At 45.3% G+C, this 15,573-nt stretch carries 12 protein-coding genes; 9 read left to right on the top strand and 3 right to left on the bottom strand.

Features of this window, described 5'->3' with window-relative positions; all coding sequences use genetic code 11:
* Positions 1–699 (bottom strand): translesion DNA synthesis-associated protein ImuA, encoded by a 699-nt coding sequence (gene imuA / locus RHM61_RS16815; RefSeq protein ID WP_322248437.1) that lies wholly within the window; start codon positions 697–699, stop codon positions 1–3.
* A 299-nt stretch (positions 700–998) separates the two neighbouring features.
* Here imuA and RHM61_RS16810 point away from each other — a divergent pair, with 299 nt between their 5' ends.
* Both RHM61_RS16810 and RHM61_RS16805 read left to right on the top strand, forming a co-directional pair.
* Positions 999–1,226 (top strand): hypothetical protein, encoded by a 228-nt coding sequence (locus RHM61_RS16810; protein ID WP_322248436.1) that lies wholly within the window; start codon positions 999–1,001, stop codon positions 1,224–1,226.
* A 769-nt stretch (positions 1,227–1,995) separates the two neighbouring features.
* Positions 1,996–2,271: a helix-turn-helix domain-containing protein gene (locus RHM61_RS16805; RefSeq protein ID WP_322248435.1), complete on the top strand. Its 276-nt coding sequence runs from the start codon at positions 1,996–1,998 to the stop codon at positions 2,269–2,271.
* A 1,351-nt stretch (positions 2,272–3,622) separates the two neighbouring features.
* Here RHM61_RS16805 and RHM61_RS16800 read toward each other — a convergent pair.
* Positions 3,623–4,836 (bottom strand): IS3 family transposase gene (locus tag RHM61_RS16800; RefSeq protein WP_322247785.1). Its coding sequence is split into 2 segments (ribosomal slippage): positions 3,623–4,560 and positions 4,560–4,836, totalling 1,215 coding nucleotides; the frame shifts between segments, so codons are not numbered across the junction.
* A 213-nt stretch (positions 4,837–5,049) separates the two neighbouring features.
* Here RHM61_RS16800 and RHM61_RS16795 point away from each other — a divergent pair.
* The gene (locus tag RHM61_RS16795; protein ID WP_322248434.1) at positions 5,050–5,733 is read left to right on the top strand and encodes a hypothetical protein; all 684 of its coding nucleotides are present in this window, start codon (positions 5,050–5,052) and stop codon (positions 5,731–5,733) included.
* Positions 5,734–5,823: 90 nt separating this feature from the next.
* Here RHM61_RS16795 and RHM61_RS16790 read toward each other — a convergent pair.
* Positions 5,824–7,037, bottom strand: a protein-coding gene (locus tag RHM61_RS16790) for an IS3 family transposase (protein ID WP_322248433.1) whose coding sequence is annotated in 2 segments (ribosomal slippage) — positions 5,824–6,761 and positions 6,761–7,037 — 1,215 coding nt in all. Because the reading frame shifts where the segments join, the coding sequence is not laid out codon by codon here.
* A gap of 743 nt (positions 7,038–7,780) precedes the next feature.
* Between RHM61_RS16790 and RHM61_RS16785 the strand changes: the two genes are divergently transcribed.
* From RHM61_RS16785 to RHM61_RS16760, 6 genes are all read left to right on the top strand, one after another.
* Positions 7,781–9,145 (top strand): HlyD family secretion protein, encoded by a 1,365-nt coding sequence (locus tag RHM61_RS16785; protein ID WP_322248432.1) that lies wholly within the window; start codon positions 7,781–7,783, stop codon positions 9,143–9,145.
* Positions 9,146–9,325: 180 nt separating this feature from the next.
* Positions 9,326–9,652, top strand: coding sequence for a hypothetical protein (locus RHM61_RS16780; protein WP_322248431.1), 327 nt, complete (start codon positions 9,326–9,328; stop codon positions 9,650–9,652).
* Between the two features lie 278 nt (positions 9,653–9,930).
* Positions 9,931–11,055, top strand: a complete 1,125-nt coding sequence (locus tag RHM61_RS16775) for a hypothetical protein (RefSeq protein WP_322248430.1) — start codon at positions 9,931–9,933, stop codon at positions 11,053–11,055.
* 1 nt (position 11,056) lies between these two features.
* Positions 11,057–11,812: a nucleotidyltransferase domain-containing protein gene (locus RHM61_RS16770; RefSeq protein WP_322248429.1), complete on the top strand. Its 756-nt coding sequence runs from the start codon at positions 11,057–11,059 to the stop codon at positions 11,810–11,812.
* 207 nt (positions 11,813–12,019) lie between these two features.
* Entirely contained in the window at positions 12,020–14,170 is a 2,151-nt protein-coding gene (locus tag RHM61_RS16765) for a peptidase domain-containing ABC transporter (RefSeq protein WP_322248428.1), read from the top strand.
* Positions 14,171–14,319: 149 nt separating this feature from the next.
* Positions 14,320–15,533, top strand: a protein-coding gene (locus tag RHM61_RS16760) for an IS3 family transposase (protein WP_322248427.1) whose coding sequence is annotated in 2 segments (ribosomal slippage) — positions 14,320–14,596 and positions 14,596–15,533 — 1,215 coding nt in all. Because the reading frame shifts where the segments join, the coding sequence is not laid out codon by codon here.
* Positions 15,534–15,573: the final 40 nt, after the last annotated feature.

Raw genomic sequence — 15,573 nt, 5'->3', positions numbered from 1 at the left:
TCACCCTCTCTGTAGTTGCACTTGTTGAATGGTGCTGCGCGGCGTGTTCAAGCCGGCCGCCAGATACGGATGATCGGGTAAATACAGGGGAATCGGTATCTCGTGTACAGCACCGCGGCGCTTGAGTATGCGTAGTTGCAAACCAAAGCTCATATTACTCACCCGAATACGTAGCGGTGCAGGCGAGGGCTGTTGTGCGGCGGAAGCGGGGCGGATCAGACAAAACAAGGTGTCGGAAGTGTTGGCGGCGAGCTGCAGTCGGCGCAAGGCTTCGTGACGTATCTGCGTTTGCCATAACAACAGTACCGCACAACTGCCATGCCGCAAAATTTGTTCGGCCGCCCATAGTCCATCGGCTTGGGTTTGGCTGCGTATCCACAGCAATTGTCGGTTCGGTTGTCGTTCGCACCAGCCTGAGGCTTGTGGTACGTAGGGTGGGCATAACAAGGCCAGTGGCCGCGGCCCTGCTTGCCGCAGGGCCGGCGCGAGCAAACGCAATTCTGCCGTGCCGCTTTGGTCAAGCAAAATTTCATTGATTTGCCCCAGCGGCCAACCGCCGGCGAGTTCTCGGTTCAACGCCAGATGACCGCTGTCTATACTGGGCCGGTCGGCCCGCGCGACTTGCGAAGCGCGCCACAAGGCCGGATGAATTGCTTCCATGGTAGGGGCGCTGGCAGAGATGGTCGAAAGCAAAGGCATGATGGGGAGGGGATCGTCGCGAGTGATAAAAAATACTGATTGAATATACAGTATATTGTCCTATCTTGAAAAATCCAAGCCCATAAAAGATTTTTTTCGCCGCAAGAGTTCCTTTCCGCGCAGCATAAGGAGCGGAGCAAAGGAAAAAGTGGGGCTTGTCGTGAATGTGCGACAAAAATATAACTACTGATTGTTTATACAGTATTTTGTGTTAAAGTCGCTTCATGGACGAACGAAGAGCGCTGCTCAAGGATGTCCTTGACCAAGTTATTCTTCCTTTTTCTGATCTGGAGTATTCCATGACACACTTCGAACCGACTGTTGATACGCGTATGAGCCTGCAACTGACACCAAACTCCTTCATGCTGCGGCTGGGTCGCCGCGAAATTTTCGTTTGCCGTGATTTTCGCCAACGCTATTACTCAGTCAATCCGCTGTTTGATTGTTCTACGGGTATACAAGCCGGCCATCTGGAAATTTTATTTTGTAAGAAATGGCTGATTATTTTATCCAAAGCCAAGTGGTGAACAGGCAGCCCTGATGTGGCTTGTGAGTTAAGACAACGCAGCAGTGCGCCTCAGTGGCGGCGGGCAAACCGCTTGGATTAAATTTGCGCTTCCTTAGGCTACGGGGGCTTTGCCGCGTCGTTCCTGCGCGCTTTTGGCAGGAATCCAGCGACGTTCGTGGTTAGCTTTAAATGCCAGAAATGATGACGTTTTTAGTGCTAAAAACGACATTAGGGGTCTGTCGGGCTTAGGAGTAATCGATTCCCTAAGTCCGACAGACTTCTGGATTCCCGCTAAAATCATACGGGAGCGACGAGGCATGCGGTGTTTTAGGTAAAAAAAGTGCCTATCAGGCTTTCGCGACAGCGCTCTGAGCGCCGAGGTTTTACCTGCACATCTGATAAAAACGCGTCGTGACAGCCGGTCTTAAACTCAGGAACCTTGCCAAACCCATGCAAACCTCAAGGCACTGAAATGGCATCTGGAAAATAAAAAATCCGCTGATCTTCACAAGGAAAATCAACGGATCAGTATTCTTGGTTGCGGGGGCAGGATTTGAACCTACGACCTTCGGGTTATGAGCCCAAAACTAGAGGGGCTTAAAACCAAAATATTCAATAAAATCAATGGCATGCCATACCCTGACTTACCGCATTATACCGGAATTTACCCACTCAAGTGCAGCAAATTTGCAGCAGAAATTCCGCCGCCCGCCAGATCAAAGTAAATCCTGGTAACTGGTGCCTATACGTTTAGCAGTCATGTGACTGCTAACAACGGAACCATTCCCATGGAAGCACTTCTTTCTCCTAAAACTTTAGCTTTAGCACTCGGCATTGCCGAACAAACGATTTATAACCGTCACGCCACAGGCGGAGACTTACCTCCCGTCGTCAAACTCGGTCGTTTAATCCGTTTCCGGCCAGCCGATGTGCAACACTGGTTGAACCAGAAGCAGCAAGCAACGGCACCTTTAACAGCAGCTTCACCATCGCAAGCATCAAGTCCACGTCGTCGAGGCCGTCCAACCAAGGCCGACCAAATTATAGCTCGCCGCAACCTATGAATTTCTAACTTACTTATCACTTTCCGCTCGTGTATCGCTAATTCAACACCCAAAGGAGGGGCCGACCGAAGTCGGCCCCGTGAATCAATATTCATGCTAAACATCTAGCCTTCATCTACTTGTATTACACGGAGTACTCGCCAAAGCACCCCATGTCACATCACCTCCTGGTCGGTCGCCAAACCTTCCAGGCACATCATTTCACTTGTAAGGCTATATTATCCGGTGGTGTTTCCCAGTAGCAGATTCGCTAACTCGCCTCCACATGCCCATGCAGAGGAAAGCTCAACTAAATTGACTGGTATCACCGCTTAACCATAGTGCATCCTTATTTTTTATATGCAGGTTTCCACCCTGAACAAAATAAGTATCCACGACAGGTCACCCACTTAGACAAAACGACGATGAACAGCGCATAACGTGTGCGGCACGAAATCAAACAAACGTAGTTTTCAGCTACCGACGCTTTTGGGCGCCCGCGGATGGGAGAATGTCCCGAAGACCTCATCCTTGTTTATTTGTACGTCTACCTGGACTTTTACATCACACACTTTATGCACCTCTTGAAAGCCGGTGCCCTACCTGAGTTCCCTCAGCGTAGTTTCCGACTATTACACGCATAAGCTCTCTGCTACCCCACCTTCCGGTGGTGGACTGTCTTCCCTGGACGACTCTCCAGGCGTCTTACGGCATTTTTTCAGACAGCGGCGACTTTCGTCCGCCGACATCACTCGTGTCAAGCACTCCCGTCCAACTTACGCTGGATCGTTCAGGAGGTCGAGGCTGGTTACTCGATTTTTCGTTTGCCAACCTACCGCATTTCGCCTCACGGCTTATAGCGGCGGTGTTTCTGGTGGTCGCACGAATTTCACAACAAACTTCACAATAAAGAGTGGGTCGAGAGAATTGCAGCTCTCCCGCCCATCATCGCTCGGCGAGCACCTTTACGTGCACCGAGCGGTACCGGCAACTGAACTCTGGAATAGAGGTCAGTGCCTGACAAGTGAGACTGATGTGGGGTCGTTGGCGCGACCATCCCCACAGCAGTAAGAAGTGAGAGTGTTGGCGCACCCGACGACCTGCATCGTCTGGAACTATTTTCTTGGAGTCCTTACCTGTGTAGGTATCGGACTTCACTAAAAAGTGTAAAACCCAAAAAATCAAAATCAAAATCAAAATCAAAAAAATAAAAATTCTTTGAATTTTTTGGGACATTCATTAGAGGTGTCCGGAATACATTCCGGACACCTAGGCTATATAAAGTGGCCCCCTAAGTCCAGACAATTATTCAAAGAGTTTAAGATAGTGCCTGTTTCTGCCACAGCTGCGCGGCGCTGCCCCGTTATTCGCACTACATCACTACCGTGCTTTTCTTTTCTAGCTTTTTTGAATCAGGCAGTTCAGTACCAAATTTGTTTACGATCTTGGCACCGCCGCCCACGCCTGAGCCATACACGGTTTCCGGCGTTTGATAACCCAATGATTGATGTTTACGTTCAGCGTTGTAGAACATAAAATAGTTCGCCAAGCCGATCACCAACTCCGGCATACTTTCATGCTTTTTCAAATACACTTCTTCATATTTCACACTGCGCCATAGACGCTCAACAAAAATATTATCCAACGCCCGACCGCGACCGTCCATACTGATTTTGATGCCGTTTCTAAGCAGCAGCCCAGTAAAGGCCTGGCTGGTAAACTGCGCACCCTGATCGGTATTAAAAATCTCCGGCGTTCCATACCATTTTATGGCTTCTTCCAAGCAGTCCACGCAAAACCCCGCATCCATCGTGTTCGACAACCGCCAAGACAGCACCTTCCGGCTATACCAGTCAACGATCGCCACCAGATACACAAAACCCCGCGGCAGCCTGATGAATGTGATGTCTGTACTCCAGACCATATTTGGTCGAGTGACATCGATACCTCTCAGTAAGTACGGGTAAATCTTGTTCTGCGGATGCGCTTTACTGGTGTTGGGGCCTGGGGCCATACCTGCCAATCCCAGTTGCTGCATCAGCCTCTGTACGCGCTTGCGGTTCACTGCATGGCCACAGTCTCGCAAGTAATGCGTCATGCGTCGCGTGCCGTAAAATGGATGTCTGGTGTATTCCTCGTCAAGCAATTGCAACAGCAAACTATCAAACGGATTGATCTCTTCTTGCAAGCGCTTTTTCTTGTCGTACACGACCGAGCGCGTGACTGAAACGAGACGGCATTGTGTGGCGATTGAAAGGGCAGAGAGCGGCTCTACCCACTGCAATCGTTCCGTTACAGGCTGATCCCTGACTTTTTTTTAAGCCAATCGAGTTCCATATTCAGTTGCCCAATTTTGGCATAGAGACGGTCTGGGTCGTTCTGTGTGCTGGCCGGTTTCGGACCGCGCTTACCTTCAAACAGACTGCCTGCATTTTCCAGTAATTCTTTCTTCCACTGGCTAACCTGCGTCGGATGCACCCCGAACTCTTGGGCGATCTGATTGATCGTCTTTTCGCCTTTGATTGCCTCAACTGCTACCTTGGCTTTTTGTGCGCCGCTAAATATTTTTCTCTTATTTTCACTCATGGTCTGCCTCGTCTCTTTTCGACAGACACTAGTTTAAACTGTTGTCCGGATATGTGGATCCACTATAATAGGCGTCTTTCCGATGATTTGAACTGAACGCAAATCTATCGTTATGGCGCCGTACTACTGTTCTTAATCAACGTCTAAAAAGCAGTTCTTGAAAAAGATAAGAACGATGTCTATACGCCTAATTACTCTTTAAATGAACATCCTATGCCTAAATTTAGTGAGAACGATACCTCAGTATTGGCGCAAATCCGGCTACCGCGCAGTCACACACAAGCCATGCGTCTACTACTCGATTACCTTAAAAGTAAGCATTATTTCTATCAAAGTGGCTGGATACGCATCGACAAATTACCTGCTTTTATAATTGAGATGCATGCCAAAATTGGCATCGGTATGATGCGACATCAACGCGACTATGCGCGCAAACAAGGTCACTCTTGCGGCCATCTCGTCATCGTTAAACCGCTGGATCAACGGCAAATTCAAGAGTTTGGCAAGGTCAATTTTTATGTGCTTTGGTCACAAGGCGAAGGTGAACTGGATGTTTTTCCAAAATATAAAGATGCAAGAAAACCGTATCAACGACTCTATTTTGAAACGGCAAAACGAACCGAACATGACGGCTGGGAGATCTCCCGAATTTATAAACTGACGCAGCTTGAACACCGCAAGCATGTAGCGAAGAACCGCAAAGGCGAGGTGTTAGTCGATGAGGATGGTCAAGAGATAATGAGTAGCGGCGGTCGACATTTGACATGGGTCATCAGTAAAGAATCCTTTAATGAAGCGAAAGCATTGGCGAATGAATTGATTGGGCGCTTTCTGAGCAGCTATAAAAAGCTCACACCACAGGCAGCAGCAACCATCGTTAGATGGTTGGAGTACTAAAGTGGCCCCCTAAGTCCAGACAATTATTCAAAGAGTTTAAGATAGTGCCTGTTTCTGCCACAGCTGCGCGGCGCTGCCCCGTTATTCGCACTACATCACTACCGTGCTTTTCTTTTCTAGCTTTTTTGAATCAGGCAGTTCAGTACCAAATTTGTTTACGATCTTGGCACCGCCGCCCACGCCTGAGCCATACACGGTTTCCGGCGTTTGATAACCCAATGATTGATGTTTACGCTCAGCGTTGTAGAACATAAAATAGTTCGCCAAGCCGATCACCAATTCCGGCATACTTTCATGCTTTTTCAAATACACTTCTTCATATTTCACACTGCGCCATAAGCGCTCAACAAAAATATTATCCAGCGCCCGACCGCGACCGTCCATACTGATTTTGATGCCGTTTCTAAGCAGCAGCCCAGTAAAGGCCTGGCTGGTAAACTGCGCACCCTGATCGGTATTAAAAATCTCCGGCGTTCCATACCATTTTATGGCTTCTTCCAAGCAGTCCACGCAAAACCCCGCATCCATCGTGTTCGACAACCGCCAGGACAGCACCTTCCGGCTGTACCAGTCAACGATCGCCACCAGATACACAAAACCCCGCGGCAGCCTGATGAATGTGATGTCTGTACTCCAGACCATATTTGGTCGAGTGACGTCGATACCTCTCAGTAAGTACGGGTAAATCTTGTTCTGCGGATGCGCTTTACTGGTGTTGGGGCCTGGGGCCATACCTGCCAATCCCAGTTGCTGCATCAGCCTCTGTACGCGCTTTCGGTTCACTGTATGGCCACAGTCTCGCAAGTAATGCGTCATGCGTCGCGTGCCGTAAAATGGATGTCTGGTGTATTCCTCGTCAAGCAATTGCAACAGCAAACTATCAAACGGATTGATCTCTTCCTGCAAGCGCTTTTTCTTGTCGTACACGACCGAGCGCGTGACTGAAACGAGACGGCATTGTGTGGCGATTGAAAGGGCAGAGAGCGGCTCTACCCACTGCAATCGTACCGTTACAGGCTGATCCCTGACTTTTTTTTAAGCCAATCGAGTTCCATATTCAGTTGCCCAATTTTGGCATAGAGACGGTCTGGGTCGTTCTGTGTGCTGGCCGGTTTCGGACCGCGTTTACCTTCAAACAGACTGCCTGCATTTTCCAGTAATTCTTTCTTCCACTGGCTGACCTGCGTCGGATGCACCCCGAACTCTTGGGCGATCTGATTGATCGTCTTTTCGCCTTTGATCGCCTCAACTGCCACCTTGGCTTTTTGTGCGCCGCTAAATATTTTTCTCTTATTTTCACTCATGGTCTGCCTCGTCTCTTTTCGACAGACACTAGTTTAAACTGTTGTCCGGATATGTGGATCCACTATATACCAGCAGAAACGGCCAGGATTTTATGGGATTAACCAACAGCGATATCAACTTAAATGCATGATTTGGTCTGCATTAAAGGCTGCTGAAAACAGGAAGGATGTCGATGATAAATCGGTACAAGTACTGTTTGGCAGTATTTACACGGCGCTCAAAGTGTCGCCGCCAGATAATCCTGGGCGGTCTTTGGCTTGGTCTGAGGAGACGCTTGAGCAGTGGTTTCAGAACTAGCAAGTGTGATTAAATCTGCGGGTAAAAGTAACGTAATCTAATTAATATTCTTATCATTGCGAGATAGCTTATTTGGATGATTTTCAAGCTTGTTTAAGTGACTAACAAATGAGTATCCATTTCTGTCTAGATATATTTTTTATGCGTCTGTACCTCACTAAAAAAAGAAAAATATCAACAAAGCTAAAACATTTCCAATATTGTAATTCTTTGTAACATGTAACAATATTGAAATATTTACATGTTTTAATAACATGCATAAAAAGACAACTATTGCTTTAAAAGTAATAATTATCAGGCATACTAACTGATTCAGCTGTCATCTGAATATCTTAGAATTTTTCACCTAATCTATTTTTCATAAAACAACATTAATTTGCTATAAAAATGTCAATGCATGCAAATTAATGAAAAATAATTTACAAAATAATTTGAATTTAGATTAATGATTAATCAAAATAAAACTAGTCAACTGCCTTTGTTCCGTCCGGAAGTGACAGCAAGTCACAATCAACAATGGCTAGGCGCTATCCGCTTGGCACAACCGATTTCGGCTTGGCTGATTGCTGGTGTTGCTTTGATCGTCACGATGATTCTCATCGCCTTTATCACATTGGGTAACATCACCAAAAAAGCCCGCGTCACAGGCATCACCCTGCCGATTGGCGGTAGTATCAGCATCAGCGCGCCCAATGGAGGATTGCTAGTCAACAGCCACGTTATAGAAGGCCAAACTGTTAGCGTAGGCCAAATCCTGTTCGAGCTTTCTACTGAACGTCAAGGTGACAAAGGCGAAATTACCGCTCTAGTCGCCCAACAACTCGCCACCCGTCGGCAGACATTGGAAGCGGAACAAAGACTGCGCACAGCCCAAGCGATAGAAAAGAAACAGGCTTTAGTTCAAAGGTTGAATAACCTTACGACCGAAGCCAGTCAACTAGAACAAGAAATTGTCCTCACCCAACGTCGCCATAGCCTGGCCCAAGACAGTGTCACTAAATTCCAAACGCTGCAAAATAATGGCTATGTATCGGCGGCTCAGACCCAGCAAAAACAAGAAGACATGATTGATGTCGATACTCATTTGTCAACCCTACGTCGCAATAAGTTGCAGCTAGAGGCTAATCAACTTGCTATGCAAGCAGAGCTGAATGCTCAGGCTAATAGCTTAGCAACTGACCAGGCACAACTACAAAGAGCGGTCGCTAGCCTGCAACAAGAAATCGCAGAAAATAACAATCGTAAAACGAATCTGATCACCGCCAGCCAAGCAGGCACCATCACCACACTGACCAGTCAAATAGGCCAAACCATTAACGCAGGACAGGTATTGGCAACATTAATACCCTCATCCTCCAAGTTAGCGAAGACAACAGACACACTAGACACAACAAAGACGACTGATGCAGCGCAGCTAGAGGTCCATCTATACGCACCCAGCCGCACCGCAGGTTTCGTCGCCAATGGACAGCAAGTCCTGATCCGCTATCAAGCCTACCCTTACCAAAAATTTGGACTGCAAAAAGGCACCGTTACCGACATTAGCGACACTCCATTCGCACCAAATGAATTACCCCCTAATTTAGCCAGTACGATTTTGAGTAACGCCCAGCAGAATATTCAAGGCTTCAACAGTAATGAAGCCTTGTACAGAATCAAAGTCAGACTAGAAAAACAAACAATAGATGCCTACGGACAAGTGCAAAATCTAAAGTCAGGTATGACCCTAGAGGCAGACATATTGCAGGACAAACGCAAGATTTGGGAGTGGATTGCAGAGCCAGTATTGGCAGTGACAAATGCTGGCTAAGAAAAATTACTACAACTATAGAAATTTGTAACCCAACAAGATTCGAATACTGGATCTGAAAGGATATTTTCTTCCAGACCCAGTCCGAAAAACCGTTCAAGGTAGTCGAGACCAAGAACGGAGCAGCAAAACTATGTCATGAGGCATAGTTCAACTTAACCATGTATAGGGAAACACAAAATGCGTTTAATTACAAATGACGAATTGTTTGCGGTTGGTGGTGGGGATATTGGCCTAGCTGCTCAATATGGATTGGATATTAACAATGCCTACTATGGCGAAGAGCCAATTCAATCTGTATCAGTTTCGGGGTCGAACTCGGGACAGAATTCGGAATCGAGTGGAACAACTGTTGTAACCAGTGTTTGTATAACTGTAGGTGCCGTAGGACAGTCGATTCAAACTTGTACAAATAATGACAACACAATATCTGTGATCACATGCGCTGGCACTCCAACGCCGGTTGTTTCTGCGCAGATTTGCACAACAGTAACTATGCAAAAATGATCAATGTCTCAGCAAGACGAGGTACGAAATTAGATTTATATTTCTGCGATTTGTGAAATAGAAAGTAGTGGCATTTGTTAAAGAAAATAATGAATGCCACCATAAAGCAAAAAGTCATGACTTGGTTAGGATTATTTTGTATAAATTAAAATAAGGAAATTGACCTCTATGCCCTTTTTTATTACTTCACATTACTGAGTTCAATTATCTTCAGCAAACCTTATTTGACAATACCTCCAAAATCTATTTAACAAATGCTTAAAATACCATTAATACTTATGTTTTTTTTTAGTGCATTTCCTTGTGGTGCGCAAATAAACGGTAAGGAAAAAAACTCCAATAGCTCGGATACCGGATTAGTGAAAAATATGGATCAATTTAAAATAATGCTTAAAAAGACTGAAATTGAAAATATTTCTATTGCTGAAGCGGGTGAGCGGCCTTTTTATAATTCCTTGAATTGCTGGGCTTTGATTGAAAATCAAGGTGTTGATTCTGGAGACAACAAATCCGATCAGTCATACGCGTTTGGTGAGCCACAATGGGATAAAAGTATTAATTTAAAAGAGTCAGATACTGCTGTGGTGAATCAGTTACTTTTAGATTCGAACAACAGAGACGCTTATCAGTTATTCCGACTTATGCCGCACAGTGTGATGTGGTGGATTCGTATTAACAAAGGAATTTCTCTGATCACGTTAACTACTGCGATACATGAAACGGTACATGACATGCACACCTTAATGAGGAAGTGCAATAGCGGGAATTCTACCTACTTATTTAACGGTTATGGGAGGATAACCGAGCGGCATCCAGGTGACAGTGCTAACTTTTCCATCGTCGAGGAAGTGATACCAGACAAATTTAAAGTACTTTTACCGTCAAATTCAAACTTTAATACTTACATTATTAAAAGCAAAAAATTCACGGGTAACGATATATCAACGGGAGTTGATGAATTCAATGCCTATACAATTGCAGCAAACCTAGAGACGAACTTAACTTCTACTAGCGTTTATCAAAAATTCAAAACTAGTGGACTAGACTCATATAGCGGAAATATAAGCGGAATGAGCGATTTTATGCTGTATATCTTGTGTTACTTCAAAGCTGCAAGAGCTCACTATCCCTCTACATATCAAAACATACAAAATAGCCATCTATTCCTCGCACACATAAATAGGTTGTGGGAGTCTGCTGAAAACACCTTGAGTATCGCTTATAAATTTACACTAAGTGAAGGTGGTATTTACTATGTAAATTCTCAGGTAATTGCTGAAATTTATTCTCCAGAATTAATTTCAGAACTGGATCTGCTTGGTGTTAAGCATCTCCATTTCGACCATTGGAACAATACCTATTTTTCAAAAAATAGGGGGATTAAAAATCTTCCAGAGAAATAATATGAATTATAAAAATTTATTAACTGAGTTTATTGTCAACGTAATTTCAAATCGGTATTCAGATTTCTCGTTCATTTATTTTTTTGGATCACAGATAAATGGCGTTGCTCGAAAGGACTCAGATATAGATCTAATTATAGTTTTTACAAAAAAAACGACACCATTCCATGAGTCGTTTTCAGAGGGTGGGAAAATATTTGATGTCTTTGTATTTGATGCTGAAACATTAAACTACAATATTCAGATTTGTCCTAAAATTGGGCAATATTCAACAATAGAAATTATTTGTGGTAGTACTGTTTTGCCACAAGCAACATTTGAATCAGAACATTTGAAATCATGCGCTAGGTATATCGAGAATTCGGCGCAATGGGAAGTTCCTGATTTAGATTCAGTTAGGTATTTTTTAACGTCATTGATTATCGATCTAGAATTTTGTATTGACAAAAGAGAAATTAATTTCCTTGCCGCGGAGCTATATAAGACGTTAGTCGAAATAATTTTGTTAAAGAGGGGGAAAGGAGGATACGTTCGCAAACATACGGCACGAGCACTTAAAAAATTCAATCCACTAATGGATGAAAAACTAAATAATTCTCTTGAAAAAGCTATTTCGAATGCTGACACAGCAGATCTAGTCGTGTTAGCTAAAGCTGTTCTTGCCGAACTAGGTGGGGAATTGAAAGATGGTTTTAAAAAACAAATGAGAGAAAGTGGGAGGCTTCCGCTTGTTAATCCAAACAAAGTAATCCGATGACCTATTAGATTTGTAGATATTTTTTAAATTATCACTTTATTCTGCAATGGAAAAGGATTGATGTAATTTACGTTGAGATTAGATCGTAAAGCCTATTTTTTTTATTCGCTAGTATTTAGTTATATAAATTAAGAACTAAATCGTAGCTCACTTGACATTGCTTGAAAGTGTCGAAAAAATGAATTGCTCATTTAATTATCTTACTTGATGAAATCTCTCCTCCAAACAGAATCGAGCGAATGCGGTTTAGCTTGCTTAGCCATGGTCGCAAGCCATTACGGCTACCACACTGATCTCGCGGATTTACGTCGTCAATTCTCGATCAGTCTTAAAGGAGCGACGTTAGCTCAATTAATGCGCCATGCGTCGGCAATGCAATTGTCCGCACGACCATTGCGCTTGGAATTGGAAGAGTTAGATCAGTTAGCTTTGCCATGTATTTTGCATTGGAACTTAAATCACTTTGTGGTCTTAAAAAAGATTACTAAAAATTGGCAAGGCAAAGTGACTTTGATTTTGCTTGACCCCGCAGTAGGTGAGCGTCGTGTTGCTTTGCAAGAGGCGTCGGCACACTTTACTGGTGTTGCTTGTGAATTGTCTCCAAGTGCGAGCTTTAAGCCCAAAGACGAGCGTAAAAAGATTGCTATCCGAGATTTAACCGGACACATCGTTGGCCTGCGTCGCGCCATTGTGCAAGTCATGGTACTAGCGTTGGCGTTAGAAATCTTTGCGATTACCTCCCCGTTGTTTAATCAATTTGTGGTGGATGAAGTCATTGTCAGTGGCGACCGCGAGTTACTGACGGTGCTGGTCATCGGCTTTGCTTTATTGATGGTAACTCAAACCGCGATCAGTCTGGCGCGTAGTTGGTTCTTGATGCGCTGGAGTATGGATATCAGTTTTCAATGGAGTTCTCGCGTATTTGCACATCTGACGCATTTACCGGTCTCTTTTTTTGAGAAGCGTCATCTGGGTGACGTGGTCTCTCGCTTTGGCAGTATTGGGGCGATCCAGAGTACGTTGACGAGTTTGTTTGTGGAGAGTGCCTTAGACGGTCTGATGGCCTTGCTGGCACTCGGCATGATGTTGTTATATAGCGTGAAGTTATCTGCCTTGGTAATTGTCACTGTCTTGGTGTATGCCGTATTACGCTGGGTGTTTTATCAACCATTTCGCGAGGCTTCGCAAGAACGTTTGGTCTTGTCCTCCAAAGAGAGTAGCCATTTTTTAGAAACTATCCGTGCGATCTCGCCGCTGAAATTATTTGGACGGGAAGAAGAGCGTCGTGCCCGCTGGCTTAATCTTAAAATGGATGTACAAAACCGCGATATCAAGACGCAGAAGATGTCGATCTTGTTTAAGATTTCTAATACCACCTTATTTGGTATTCAAAGTCTGGCTTTGTTTTATATCGGCGCTGGACAGGTCATGCAGAACGTCTTGACGGTTGGGATGCTAATGGCTTTTTCTAGTTACGCCAGCACCTTCTCAGGTCGTTTCTTTAACGTCATTGACTTGGTAGTCAACCTAAAAATGCTAGGACTGCATAGCGAGCGCTTAGCCGATATCGTCTTGGAAGAAGCTGAAATCGATACCGTACAAGAAACCGATATGTCTCGCATACAGCCAACGATTACACTTAAAAACCTGAAATTTCGTTATGCCGAGGGGGAGCCTTGGGTGTTAGACGGGATTAATCTGACCATTCCTGCAGGACAAAGCATTGCTCTGGTTGGCCCTAGCGGTTGTGGCAAAACGACTTTATGCAAAATCATTCTAGGTTTGCTTAAACCCACTGAGGGTGAAGTCTTGATTGATAATATTCCGACTAAGCAATTAGGTATAAATGCCTATCGCAAGCTAATTGGTACTGTGATGCAAGATGATGTATTGATGGCCGGCTCGATTCAGGACAACATCAGTTTTTTTGATGCACATACCAAGCAAGAACAGGTCGAGCACTGTGCTAGACAGGCGGCAATTCATGAGGATATTGCGGCCATGCCGATGGGTTATCAGACCTTGGTTGGGGACATGGGTAGTAGTTTGTCAGGAGGGCAAAAGCAGCGAGTCTTGCTAGCGCGTGCCTTGTACAAACAACCCAAGATTCTGGCATTAGATGAAGCCACGAGCCATCTGGATGTGCAGAATGAGCAAAAGGTCAATCAGGCATTGGGTACGCTGAACTTGACTCGCATTATGGTTGCACATCGACCAGAGACAATTGCCAGTGCGGAGCGCGTGGTGTCATTACAGAACGGGAAAGCGGTAGAAATACGTGCTACGTCAATCGACCGCGCTGAACTTAAGCCTGATCAATTTGAGTCGCTGGCAGAACTACAGATGTTGGTTGCCTGATTATTTCAACTAACCAAGCCAATATTCATTGGCTTGGTTTTGTTTTCTCAATGAGAAAAGTTTGAATCTCTCTTCGGTACTTTATAGTGGATCCACATATCCGGACAACAGTTTAAACTAGTGTCTGTCGAAAAGAGACGAGGCAGACCATGAGTGAAAATAAGAGAAAAATATTTAGCGGCGCACAAAAAGCCAAGGTGGCAGTTGAGGCGATCAAAGGCGAAAAGACGATCAATCAGATCGCCCAAGAGTTCGGCGTGCATCCGACGCAGGTCAGCCAGTGGAAGAAAGAATTACTGGAAAATGCAGGCAGTCTGTTTGAAGGTAAACGCGGTCCGAAACCGGCCAGCACACAGAACGACCCAGACCGTCTCTATGCCAAAATTGGGCAACTGAATATGGAACTCGATTGGCTTAAAAAAAAGTCAGGGATCAGCCTGTAACGGAACGATTGCAGTGGGTAGAGCCGCTCTCTGCCCTTTCAATCGCCACACAATGCCGTCTCGTTTCAGTCACGCGCTCGGTCGTGTACGACAAGAAAAAGCGCTTGCAGGAAGAGATCAATCCGTTTGATAGTTTGCTGTTGCAATTGCTTGACGAGGAATACACCAGACATCCATTTTACGGCACGCGACGCATGACGCATTACTTGCGAGACTGTGGCCATACAGTGAACCGAAAGCGCGTACAGAGGCTGATGCAGCAACTGGGATTGGCAGGTATGGCCCCAGGCCCCAACACCAGTAAAGCGCATCCGCAGAACAAGATTTACCCGTACTTACTGAGAGGTATCGACGTCACTCGACCAAATATGGTCTGGAGTACAGACATCACATTCATCAGGCTGCCGCGGGGTTTTGTGTATCTGGTGGCGATCGTTGACTGGTACAGCCGGAAGGTGCTGTCCTGGCGGTTGTCGAACACGATGGATGCGGGGTTTTGCGTGGACTGCTTGGAAGAAGCCATAAAATGGTATGGAACGCCGGAGATTTTTAATACCGATCAGGGTGCGCAGTTTACCAGCCAGGCCTTTACTGGGCTGCTGCTTAGAAACGGCATCAAAATCAGTATGGACGGTCGCGGTCGGGCGCTGGATAATATTTTTGTTGAGCGCTTATGGCGCAGTGTGAAATATGAAGAAGTGTATTTGAAAAAGCATGAAAGTATGCCGGAATTGGTGATCGGCTTGGCGAACTATTTTATGTTCTACAACGCTGAGCGTAAACATCAATCATTGGGTTATCAAACGCCGGAAACCGTGTATGGCTCAGGCGTGGGCGGCGGTGCCAAGATCGTAAACAAATTTGGTACTGAACTGCCTGATTCAAAAAAGCTAGAAAAGAAAAGCACGGTAGTGATGTAGTGCGAATAACGGGGCAGCGCCGCGCAGCTGTGGCAGAAAC

Source organism: Undibacterium sp. CCC3.4 (assembly GCF_034347425.1).
Lineage (GTDB): Bacteria > Pseudomonadota > Gammaproteobacteria > Burkholderiales > Burkholderiaceae_D > Undibacterium.
The sequence above is the reverse complement of the archived record's forward strand: the minus strand, read 5'-3'. Positions and strand labels throughout refer to the sequence as shown.

Excerpts from the sequence above, each read along its gene's own strand:
- imuA (WP_322248437.1), bottom strand. The coding sequence starts at position 699 with ATGCCTTTGCTTTCGACCATCTCTGCCAGCGCCCCTACCATGGAAGCA.
- RHM61_RS16810 (WP_322248436.1), top strand. The coding sequence starts at position 999 with ATGACACACTTCGAACCGACTGTTGATACGCGTATGAGCCTGCAACTG.
- RHM61_RS16805 (WP_322248435.1), top strand. The coding sequence starts at position 1,996 with ATGGAAGCACTTCTTTCTCCTAAAACTTTAGCTTTAGCACTCGGCATT.
- RHM61_RS16795 (WP_322248434.1), top strand. The coding sequence starts at position 5,050 with ATGCCTAAATTTAGTGAGAACGATACCTCAGTATTGGCGCAAATCCGG.
- RHM61_RS16785 (WP_322248432.1), top strand. The coding sequence starts at position 7,781 with ATGATTAATCAAAATAAAACTAGTCAACTGCCTTTGTTCCGTCCGGAA.
- RHM61_RS16780 (WP_322248431.1), top strand. The coding sequence starts at position 9,326 with ATGCGTTTAATTACAAATGACGAATTGTTTGCGGTTGGTGGTGGGGAT.
- RHM61_RS16775 (WP_322248430.1), top strand. The coding sequence starts at position 9,931 with ATGTTTTTTTTTAGTGCATTTCCTTGTGGTGCGCAAATAAACGGTAAG.
- RHM61_RS16770 (WP_322248429.1), top strand. The coding sequence starts at position 11,057 with ATGAATTATAAAAATTTATTAACTGAGTTTATTGTCAACGTAATTTCA.
- RHM61_RS16765 (WP_322248428.1), top strand. The coding sequence starts at position 12,020 with ATGAAATCTCTCCTCCAAACAGAATCGAGCGAATGCGGTTTAGCTTGC.